The organism is Microbacterium sp. zg-B96, assembly GCF_030246865.1.
In the GTDB taxonomy this organism is placed as follows: Bacteria; Actinomycetota; Actinomycetes; order Actinomycetales; family Microbacteriaceae; genus Microbacterium.
In genome coordinates this window covers 2,126,022-2,136,755 of sequence record NZ_CP126738.1, presented here as the reverse complement: position 1 = coordinate 2,136,755, position 10,734 = coordinate 2,126,022, and the positions used below count along the sequence as shown (strand labels likewise).

The 10,734-nt window shown below is 69.8% G+C and carries 8 protein-coding genes; 1 reads left to right on the top strand and 7 read right to left on the bottom strand.

The window, feature by feature from the left end:
• From QNO11_RS10050 to QNO11_RS10040, 3 genes are all read right to left on the bottom strand, one after another.
• Window positions 1-1,143, bottom strand: coding sequence for a serine/threonine-protein kinase (locus QNO11_RS10050; RefSeq protein ID WP_257508411.1), 1,143 nt, complete (start codon window positions 1,141-1,143; stop codon window positions 1-3).
• A gap of 123 nt (window positions 1,144-1,266) precedes the next feature.
• Complete coding sequence (locus QNO11_RS10045) at window positions 1,267-2,238, bottom strand: FHA domain-containing protein (RefSeq protein ID WP_257508412.1); 972 nt, start codon at window positions 2,236-2,238, stop codon at window positions 1,267-1,269.
• 36 nt (window positions 2,239-2,274) lie between these two features.
• Window positions 2,275-3,852, bottom strand: a complete 1,578-nt coding sequence (locus QNO11_RS10040; RefSeq protein ID WP_308211131.1) for a dolichyl-phosphate-mannose--protein mannosyltransferase — start codon at window positions 3,850-3,852, stop codon at window positions 2,275-2,277.
• 23 nt (window positions 3,853-3,875) lie between these two features.
• On the opposite strand from QNO11_RS10040, the gene rsmI reads away from it, so the two are divergent.
• Entirely contained in the window at window positions 3,876-4,709 is an 834-nt protein-coding gene (rsmI, locus tag QNO11_RS10035) for a 16S rRNA (cytidine(1402)-2'-O)-methyltransferase (protein WP_257508413.1), read from the top strand.
• Here the strand turns inward: rsmI and QNO11_RS10030 are convergent.
• The 4 genes from QNO11_RS10030 to QNO11_RS10015 form a co-directional block, all read right to left on the bottom strand.
• Window positions 4,699-5,616, bottom strand: coding sequence for a sugar ABC transporter permease (locus QNO11_RS10030; RefSeq protein ID WP_257508414.1), 918 nt, complete (start codon window positions 5,614-5,616; stop codon window positions 4,699-4,701). The two genes, rsmI and QNO11_RS10030, sit on opposite strands and share 11 nt — an antisense overlap.
• The gene (locus tag QNO11_RS10025; RefSeq protein WP_257508415.1) at window positions 5,616-7,241 is read right to left on the bottom strand and encodes an ABC transporter permease subunit; all 1,626 of its coding nucleotides are present in this window, start codon (window positions 7,239-7,241) and stop codon (window positions 5,616-5,618) included. The genes QNO11_RS10030 and QNO11_RS10025 overlap by 1 nt, the downstream gene beginning before the upstream one ends.
• A 76-nt stretch (window positions 7,242-7,317) precedes the next feature.
• Window positions 7,318-8,550, bottom strand: coding sequence for a sugar ABC transporter substrate-binding protein (locus QNO11_RS10020; RefSeq protein WP_257508416.1), 1,233 nt, complete (start codon window positions 8,548-8,550; stop codon window positions 7,318-7,320).
• Window positions 8,551-8,655: 105 nt separating this feature from the next.
• On the bottom strand, window positions 8,656-10,671 hold the full coding sequence (locus QNO11_RS10015) for a beta-galactosidase (RefSeq protein ID WP_257508417.1): 2,016 nt from the start codon (window positions 10,669-10,671) through the stop codon (window positions 8,656-8,658).
• Between the last annotated feature and the right edge of the window lie 63 nt (window positions 10,672-10,734).

The following is a 10,734-nucleotide window of genomic DNA, read 5'->3' as shown; positions in this document are numbered from 1 at the left end:
TCAACGACCACCCGTCAGCACGAGCACGGCGGTCACGACGCCGCCGGCGACGAGCACCGCCGCGGCAGAGGAGATCAGGACGACCCGCGCCGCGATGCCCTTGCCCCGCCGCGGCCGGGCGCCGGCGAGCACGGTTCCCTCGTCGCGACCGCGGCGCGGCGGCGCGACCCGGGGCGGGCGCCGGACGGCCCGCTCGACGCTGGGGCGCACCGGGCCCCGGGCGCGGTCGTCCTGGAAGTCGATGGCGGTGCCCGCCATCGCCCATTCGTCCACGGCGACATCCAGCGCGGTGTGCGGCAGGCCCAGCTCGTGCTGCACCAGCTGCAGGTCGTACGCGAACTCAGCGACGGAGGCGTGCCGGGCGGCGGGATCCTTGCTCATGGAGCGGGCCAGCGCCGTCTCCAGCCGGGCGGGCACGTCGGGGCGGCCGATCGGGGTGTAAGACGCACGGCGGATGCGGGATTTCAGCTGCTCGCGCGAATTCTGTCCGCTGCCGGCACGCTCGAACGGGCTGCGTCCCGCCAGCAGGGAGTACACCGTCGCACCGAGCCCCCAGATCTCGGCGGGGATCGAGCCCGATACGCGCTCGTCCACGATCTCCGGGGCGCTCCACGGCACACTCATCGCGAACACCTCGTCGGTGCCGGTGCGTCCGTTGACGGCCGCGGCGATGCCGAAGTCGCTGAGCACGGGGGAGCCGAACGCGGTGACCAGGATGTTGGACGGCTTGATGTCGCGGTGCAGCAGCCCCGAACGGTGAGCCGTCTCCAGCGCCGCGGCGATCTTCACCGCCAGCTGCAGCACCTCCGCGACCGGCATGACCTCGCGCCGGTAGCGGTTGGTCAGCGAGGTGGGGCAGTACTCCATCACGAGGTAGGGGCGGCCGTCGGAGGAGATGCTCGCTTCGTAGATCGTCAGGATCGACGGATGCGAGCTCAGCCGCGCCATCACGTCGGCCTCGGCGTTGAACATGCGAAGCAGGCCCTCGTCGACGATGTCCTCCAGCAGCACCTTCACCGCCACCGGGCGGCGGGGGAGGTTCTGCTCGAACAGGAACACGTCGGCGAATCCGCCGGTCCCCAGGGGGCGCACGTAGGTGAATCCGGCGAGCACCGGCGGCGCGGAAGGAAGCCTGTTCGCCACCCGGTCACCTCACCTCATGGAAGTCGACGGGGGCAACCATGCCGAAGCAGAGGCCCCCCGGATCCCTGCTTCCTTAGAAAGTTCTAACACAGCCTGGGTACGGCCGGAAATCACGATCCAGCCTCACTCAGCGGCGTGGAATCGGGCGACGTTCCCGTCGCCGATGTCCAGCAGCGCGCCCTCCGTCAGCCGCGCCGTGGCACCCCCGCGCAACAGCATTGCCGAACCATCGGCGTGGCGCACCACCGTGCCGTTGGTGGAACCGAGGTCGCGCACCAGCAGCTGCTCGCCGTCCAGCCGCAGCTCGACGTGTGTGCCGGACACCTCGCGGCGCGGCGACGGCAGCGAGGCCAGCCGTGCGCCGGGGTGTGCGGCCGGCTCCGGCGCCCGCCCGAGCACGACGGGCAGGTCCAATTCGAGCACGCGGCCGCCCTCGAGCGAGACCACGAACCGGCGCGTGATCGGGCGCGGCCCGCGGCGACGGACGGCACCGAGCTGCGTGTGGTCGTCCAACGCGCCGGCGACCAGTTCTGCCAGCGATTCGCGGTCCACCGCCATGGTGCTGTGCGGATCGTCGAGGTCGGCAGCCCACGCCGGCAGTTCTCGTGCCGGCGGTGCGGCGGGTGCCGGATGGGACCCGCCGGCGGGGACGGTGCCCCACTGCAGCCGATCGGCTCGAACGACCCCGCGACCCAGCGGCAGGAGGGACCCGGTGGGCGACCCGGCCAGCGTGAGGGCGATGCCCGCGACCCGCTGGGCCGATCCTTCCACCCAGGTGCCCACGCCCGCCCCGGCGAGGGTGGTCGATTCCTGGCCGTGCAACTGAGCGGTGGCGGAGCCGCGGACGGCCACGCTCACCGAACTCGTCCGCGAGTCGACCAGCTCCACCAGCGCGAAATCGGGGAGTCGCTCGATGCCGCGCCGGGCGAGCGCCGACAGGGCGTCCTCCAGGGCGGCGTCGCCGTTGGAGAGGGTGTTCCACAACTCGAGGGCGAACACGTCGCCGACCCCGGCCGCCACGACCAGCAGGAACCGGTCGGCGACCATCGCGAATCCGGCGGTCCCCGTCTGGCTCGGCACGTTGTAGGTGAACACCTCTCCACCCTAGGGCGGGGGCGGCGGTCGGCTGCGTCAGATCCAGCCCGGCATCCAGTTGTGCAGCTGCCAGAAGTCGTACGGCACGTTCATCGCCGTCACCAGCGGATACCAGAACGCCGACACGAGCACCGACACGGTGAGGAACACGACCACCACGCGCTGCCCTGCCAGCCGACGCGCGGCGTCGGCATGATGCGGCGCGGCGAGCGCCTGGAGGGCGAAGGTGAGCGCCAGCAGCGAGAACGGCAGGATCACGATCGTGTAGAACTGGAAGATCGTGCGCTCGGGGTAGAACAGCCACGGGGCGTAGGTGGCCGCGATGGCGGTCAGCACGAACGCGTCCTGCCAGGACCGCGACCTGATGAAGCGGTAGACGAGGTACCCGATCGCGGCCATCGACGCCCACCACAGCAGCGGGTTGGGCATGCTGTAGATGATCTCCATGCAACCGTTCGCGGCGTCGCAGCCCGCCTCGCCGTCGGCGGTGCGGTCGGCGAACATCGACGTCGGCCGCAGCAGCAGCGGCCACTGCCATGCCGGGCTTGCGTAGCCGTGGGCGGTCTGCATGCCGGCGGCCGAGGCGTACATCCCCTCGTGGTACTGCCACAGGCTCTGCAGTGCAGGCGGAACCCACTCCCACGCTCCCGTCGCCGGTGCCGTGTCGGCGGTGTGCCGGCCGTAGCCCTCGTCGGTGACGAGCCACCCCGTCCACGACGCGAGGTAGACCCCCGCGGCCACCGGCACCAGGAGCACGAACGATGCCGCCCCCTGCCGGACGGCATCCGCCGGCCACTGCCACACGCCGAGGCGGCGTCGGGCGAGGGCGTCGGTGACGACCGCATAGATGCCGATCGCGGCCAGCACCCACAGCCCCGACCACTTCACCGCCGCCGCGGCGCCCGCCGCGGTGCCTGCCGCCACCAGCCAGGGGCGGTTCCACAGCACCGGGCCCCACGTCAGCGGCTCGCCGTGGTCGCGCGCGGCGATGGCCGCGGCGAGCCGGTGCAGGTGCCCCCGCCGGTCCAGCAGGGCGAACCAGAACGCCACCAGCACGAAGAACATCAGCAGCGTGTCCAGCAGCGCCACGCGGCTCATCGAGATCGCCAGGCCGTCGATCGCCAACATGGCCGAGGCGAGGGCGGCGAAGACCATCGACTCGGTGAGCAGGCGCGCCACGACGTACAGCACCAGCACCGCGGCGGTGCCGGCCACCGCGACCCCGATGCGCCACCCGAACGAGGAATCGGGCCCGAACAGCGCCATCCCGGCGCCGATGATCCACTTGCCCAGCGGTGGGTGGATCACGAAGCTGCCCACCGGAGCGAACGCCTCGGTGTCGCCCGCCGCGAAGCCCGCGTCGGCATCCTCGGGCCACGTCGCGGCGTAACCGAGGTTCCACTGGCTCCAGGCATCCTTCACGTAATACGTCTCGTCGAAGACGATCTCGTGCGGGTGGCCGAGGTTCCACATGCGCAGGATGCCGGCGACGAGCGTGATCACCAGTGGCACGATCCAGCCCAGCCGCCGCCGCAGGCGCGGGTCGCCGGTGATCCGCGCGGACACCCGGTCGTACCACGACGTCGCCTCGGGAAGCAGTGGCTCGGCGGTCACGGTCACCACCTTATGCTGGCTCGATGATCATCCTCGCGGCGACCCCGATCGGCAATCTGGGTGACGCCTCGCGGCGCCTGGTCGAAGCTCTCGAGACGGTGAAGGTGATCGCCACCGAGGACACCCGCACGACGCAGCGGCTGCTCGCCGGTCTTGGGGTCACCAACCGGCCGCGGCTGATCGCCCTGCACGACCACAACGAGAAGGCGCGCGCCGGCGAACTGGCCGAACTCGCGCGGGACGAGGACCTGCTGGTCATGAGCGAGGCGGGGATGCCGACGGTCAGCGATCCCGGCTACGGCCTGGTGTCCGCCGCGGTGGAGCTGGGTGTCACCGTCACCGCGATCCCGGGACCCAGCGCCGTGCTGACCGCACTGGCGGTGTCGGGACTTCCCACCGACCGGTTCACGTTCGAGGGTTTTCCGCCGCGCAAGGCGGGGGAGCAGCGATCGTTCTTCGGGGGACTTGCCGCCGAGCGGCGCACGATGGTGTTCTTCGAGGCGCCATCGCGGTTGGCGGTGACCCTCGCCGCGATGGCGCAGGCGTTCGGCGCCGATCGCCCGGCGGCGGTCTGCCGCGAACTCACGAAGATGCACGAGGAGATCGTCCGGGACTCTCTCGCCGCCCTGGCCGGGTGGGCCTCCGGCGGCGTGCGGGGGGAAGTGGTGGTCGTGGTCGCCGGCGCGGCGGCCCGGGCCGTCGATCCGGAGGACGCCCTCGCTCAGGTGCTGGAACTCGTCGCCGACGGGGTGCGGCTGAAGGATGCCGCGGGCCAGGTGGCCGCGGCATCCGGCCTGTCCTCGCGCGAGCTCTACGCCGCAGCGCTGAGCTCGCGCGAGGGTCGCGTCACCCCTTGACGGAGCCGGCCGTGAGGCCGCCGACGATGTAGCGCTGCAGCAGCAGGAACAGCACCAGCACCGGGATGCAGCCGAGCACCGCGCCGGCGGTGAACAGGCCCCAGTTCGACGAGAGCTGGTTGGACACCCACTGGTACATGCCGACGGCGAGGGTCCAGTTGTCCTCGGACACCAGCACGACCTTGGCGATGACGAAGTCCGCGAACGCGGAGATGAAGGCCAGCAGCGACACGACCGCGAGGATGGGCGTGACCAGCGGAATGATCAGCTGCCAGAAGATCTGCGCGTGGGTGGCGCCGTCGATCTTGGCCGATTCGTCGATCTCCACCGGGATGGTGTTGAAGAACCCGTACATGAGGAACGTGTTCGTCCCCAGTGCCCCGCCCAGGTATACGCAGATGAGGGCGAGCTTGGAGTCCAGCCCCAGCGCCGGGATGACTTCGCCGACGGCCAGCAGCATCAGGAAGATCGCGACGAACGCGAGCGCCTGCGGGAACATCTGCACGATCAGCAGTGTCGTCAGGCCCACGCGGCGCCCGGAGAAGCGGAACCGCGAGAACGCGTACGCGGCGCAGGCACCCATGAGCACCGCCCCGACGGACGAGACGCCGGCGACGATGAGGCTGTTGCCCGCCCATGCCCAGTAGCTCGTCTCGGCCAGAGCGAAGTAGTTCGACAGGTCGATGGCGGAGAACAGCGCGTTGGCCGCCGACAGGGTGCCGTGGGGGTTGAGCGACGCTGAGAGCACGTACACCAGCGGGAACACCGCGTAGAAGATGATCGCCAGGGCGACGAGGTACTTCCAGCCCACGTCCAGGAACCAGCGGCGCCGGCTGCCGGGCCGTCGCGGCTCGGCGGCGCGTGCCGCACGTGCGGTGGGAACAGCCTGCTGGGTCGTGATGGACATCACTGGTACTCCTCAAGCTTGCGGGTCTGGCGGAAGGCGATCGCGGAGATCACGCCGACGATGATGAAGATGACGATCGACAGGGCACTGGCCAGGCCATAGTCCGCCTTGCCCCCCGAGATGCCGGCGATGTCGTAGATCGCCGTGATGAGGATGTCGGTGGCCCCCAGAGCGTACGGCGCGCCCGGTATCGATGGTCCGCCGGCGTTGAACATGTAGATGAGCGTGAAGTTGTTGAAGGCGAACGCGAAGGACGAGATCAGCAGCGGTGCGGTGGACACCATCAGCAGCGGCAGGATGATCGACCGGAACTGGCGGAATTTGCCGGCGCCGTCCAGCTGCGCGGCCTCCAGGGTGTCGGCCGGGAGCGCCTGCAGTGCGCCGGTGCACACCAGGAACCAGTACGGGTAGCTCAGCCACACGTTGACCCACAGCACGGCGAGCTTGGCCAGCGTGGGGTCACCGAGCCAGCTGATCTCGGCGCCGAAGAAGAACAGCTCGTTGATCACGCCGAACTCGGCGTTGAACATGCCTCGGAACAGCAGCGCCGACATGAACGCCGGGAAGGCGTAGGGGAGGATGAACAGCGTCCGCAGCCACTTGCGTGCCCGCACCCGCGGGTCGTTGAAGATGATCGCGAACAGCAGGCCCACACCGAAGCTGAGGCCGACCGAGAGGATGGCGAACGCGAACGTCCATCCCGCCACCATCAGCAGCGGCTGCAGCAGCCGGGGTTCGGTGAACAGGCGGATGAAGTTGTCGAACCCGACGTTGACGGACCAGCCGGTGGTCAGCGCCGTGCCGTCTTCGGCGACGAAGCTGCCGCGGTCGTTGGCCGCGTAGACCGTGCCGTCGGTGGTGTCGGTGATCGTCTGCGCCTGTTCGTCCCAGACGAGGGTGGAGGTGTACACCGCGCCGGTCGTGCCTTCGCGGGTGCGGATGGAGCCGTCGTTCGGGTCGTCCGATACCGGCACTCGTAGGTTCTGCACCGTCTGCTGCAGGGCCTGGTCGGTGAGCAGGTCGGCGCGGGGCACGACCGTCCAGCCGGGCACCTCGATGGCGGCACCGGTGTCGCCGATGCGGGCGCCGTCGACCTGGGCGAGGGGCTCAATCGTGGTGCCGGCGAGGACATCCTCGTCCTCGTCGACGATGGCGAAGCCGTACTCACCGCCGCGCTCGACGATCGTGAGGGGGTAAGTGGGGGAGTCGTCCACGCGGCGCTCGCCCTGGATGAGGGCGGCCTCCACTGCCTGCTCCTGGGAGCCGATGTGCCCGCTGCCGTAGTTGGTGAAGGCGATGTAGGCGGTGTAGACGAAGATGAACACCTGGAACAGCAGCAGGAAGATGAGGCCCGGCAGCAGGTACTTCATCGGCAGGGCGCGCTTGGTGAAATACACGACGTTCGTGGCCACCAGCAGCAGCACCGCGACGCTCAGGAGCAGCCACGACTGCGCGGTGAACGCGCCGAGGGCGGCCATGATGCCGAATGCGTTGACGACCGCCATCAGCAGAAGCTTCACGATGAAGCCCCAGCCGACGCCACGCCAGTTGCGGGCGTGCGACTCCGGCGTGGGCCTGGGAACCTGCGGCGCCGGCGAGGCGACGGCTTCCTGGGTGATCGACATGTGCTCTTCTTCCGTCTCGGGCTCGCGGGTACGAGGGGTGCGGGGCGGGAGGCAGAACCTCCCGCCCCGCAGAATGTCAGCCGGCGACAGCCGTCTCGACGTCGGTCACCATCTGGTTCCACGTCGACACGGGGTCGGCGCCGTTGATGATCTGCACCTGCGCAGCGTTCCACAGGTCCCAGACCGCGCCCATCTCGGGGATCGACGGCATCGGAACGCCGTTCTGCGACGAGGCGACGAACCCGCCGATGATCGGGTCGCCCGAGACCTCTTCGGCCAGCGTGCTCCACGCCGGGATGCGCGGGTCGGCGTCATACAGCGCCTTCTGCGCCTCGTCGGTCGCGATGTAGTTCGTCAGGAACTCCTGCGCCAAGAGTGCGTTCTCGCTCTGCGAGCTGAGGTAGAACCCCTGCACACCCACGAACGGAGCGGCCGTCTCGCCACCGGCGGTCGGGATCGGGTTGACCTTGACGTTGACGCCCTGGGCGGTCAGCGCCTCGATGGCCCACGGACCCTGCACGGTGTACGCGGCCTCGCCGGTGGCGAACAGCTCGTTGTTGGTGTCGTAGTCGATCGTGGTGGAGATGATGCCGGTGCCGGCATCGCCGTTGCCGCCGAGCCACGTGGCGAATGCTTCGCCCGCGGGGCCGCCCATGCCGACCTCGGCCGTGTAGGAGCCGGTGTCGTCCTGGACGAACACGGGAGCGCCGAACGACGTCTGGAAGCCGTACATCGTGTAGGCGTCGCCCTTCTGGCCGACGGTGTTGATGACGATGGGGCGTGCGGCCCCGGCTGCCGTTGCGGCGGCGACCATGTCGTCCCACGTCGCGGGGGCTTCTTCACCGACGAGGTCGGTGTTCTGCACGAGCGCGATCGTTTCCAGCGAGTAGGGCAGCGCGTACAGCTGACCGTCGTAGGTCATCGCGTCCACGGCGACCTGCTCGAACGAACTGGCCTTCTCACCGAGGTCCAGGGTGTCCACGACACCGGCCGCGACGAGCGAGCCGAGCCAGTCGTGTGCGCCGATCGTGAGGTCGGGGCCCTCACCGGTGGGAACCTGGGCGATGAAGTCGGCCCGGATGTCCTCGAAGTTCTTCTGAACCAGGTTGATCTTCGCGCCGGTCTCTTCTTCGAAAGCCTCGGCTGCGGCCTGGATGGCAGGCTCGCGGTTCTCGTCGGTCCAGATGGTCAGCTCGGCGCCCGAGCCCTCTGCCGTGTCCGACTCTTCGGGCGTGGAGCCGCCGGAGCAGCCGGCCAGCAGAATGGCGGTCGACGCGAGTGCGACGACGCCCAATCCCAGCTTGCGCATGGGTTTTCCTTCCGTGAATGGTCGATCCTGCGCGCCTCGGGTGAAGTCGCGCCCTTACGACCGTTTTGTGGGTGTTGGGCCGGTCGGCCGCAACGGGTACTTCTGTCAGGTCAGCTCCCGTGACACGGTGCGGATGACGGCGACGTCGCCGCCCGCCAGCAACAGCATGCCGTTGATCTCGCTCTGCGTCAGTAATTCGACGCCTTCTGTGGGAACCGAAACGGTTTCGGTGGTGTGGTTGATGACGACGAGGTACTCCGCGTCTTCACGGCGGCGGCGGACGATCTCGACTCCGGCAGGCAGGCCCGCAGGGGTGAGGCCGGCGTCGGCGTAGACGTCGGCCATGATGGCCGCCAGCCCCGCGGCATCCGGTCGGGTGCTGACGTACCAGCCGACGCCCGCACCGTGCTGGTGGCGGGTGATGGCGGGCTTGCCCGCTGCGGGGCCGTCGAGGTAGGTCGCCCGCACGTCGGCGCCGGCGATCACGAGATCCTCCTGCCACACGTCGGCCGCCAGGCGCTGCCCGTTCCAGTCGAGCACGCCGGCGGCGCCTTCGCGCAGCGGCAGGTACTCCTCGACGCGCATGCCCAGGGCCGGCTGCAGGACAGCGCCGAAGCCGCCGGCGTGCACGGCGTCGTGTTCGTCGACCACGGCCGAGAAGAAAGACACGACCAGGGTGCCGCCGCCCTCGACGTACCGGTTGAGGTTGTCGGCGTCGACGGCGGAGAGCATGTACTGCGCCGGGGCGATGACCAGCTTGTAGCCGGACAGGTCGTGGCCGGGCAGGGCGAAGTCCACCGCGATGCCGTCGCGCCACAGCCGCTCGTAGTAGGCGCGGATGCGCTCGTCGTGTCCGACGTCCTCCGAGGGGCGCCACTCCAGGTCCTGCGCCCAGAAGGACTCGAAGTCCCACAGGATCGCGACGTCGGCGTGCACGCGTGAGCCGCGGACCTCGGCGAGCCGGTTCAGCTTCGCGCCGAGGTCGACCACTTCGCGCCAGACCCGCGAGGCGGTACCGGCGTGCGGGAGCATCGCGGAGTGGAACTTCTCGGCGCCCGAACGGGAGGCGCGCCACTGGAAGAAGAGGATGCCGTCGGCGCCGCGACCCAGGTGCGAGAGGGAATTGCGGGCCATCTCGCCGGCGCGCTTGGCGACGTTGCGCGGCTGCCAGTTGACGGCGGAGGTGGAGTGCTCCATGAGGATCCACGGTGCCCCGCCGCCGACCGAGCGGGTGAGGTCGGCGGCGATGGCCAGCCCGATCTCGCCCTCTTCGTCGGCCGCCCACAGGTAGTGGTCGTCCGAGACGATGTCCACTTCGCGCGCCCACGCCCACAGGTCGCAGCCGTTGTGCTGGTTGGCCATGAAGTTGGTGGTGATGGGGCGGTCGCTGTGCGCGCGGATCGCGTCGCGCTCGGCGATGAAGCAGGCCCGCAGCTGGTGGTCGGTGAACCGGGCGAAGTCCAGGCGCTGGGCCGGGTTGACCGTCGTGGGGGCGGCGGCGGGGGCGCCGACGTGCTCCCAGTCGGTGTAGTGCTGGCCCCAGAAGGCGGTGCCCCAGGCGGCGTTGAGCGCGTCGAGCGAGCCGTAGCGCTGCTGCAGCCACAGCCGCCATTCGCGCACGGCGTGGGGCGAGTAGTCCTCGCCGACGGGGACGCCGTACTCGTTGTGCACGTGCCAGAGCACCACGGCGGGGTGGTTGCCGTAGCGCTGGGCCAGCTCGGTGGCGATGCGCACGGCCGCCGCGCGGTAGGCGGGGGCGGAGTGTGATGCCATGCCGCGGGAGCCGAAGCCCAGGGTGACGCCGTCGCGGGTGACCACCCGGGCGTCGGGGTGAGCGGCGAAGAACCACGCGGGGGGAGAAGCGGTCGGGGTGCCCATGTCGACGCGGATGCCGTTGTCGTGCAGCAGTTCGACGATCTCGTCGAGCCAGCCGAAGTCGAAGACGCCCTCGCTGGTCTCCAGCAGCGCCCAGGAGAAGATCCCGATGCTGACGAGGTTGACCCCTGCCTCGCGCATGAGGGCGACGTCTTCACGCCAGGTCTCACGCGACCACTGCTCGGGCGAGTAATCGCCACCGTAGGCAATGCCGTCCATCTCGGGCCAGGAGGTCATCGAGCTCATCCTCGTTTCAGGGGACCGTCCGATCTGCTGTGACCGGTCCCAGGGCGTGCGTCCAGCCTACGA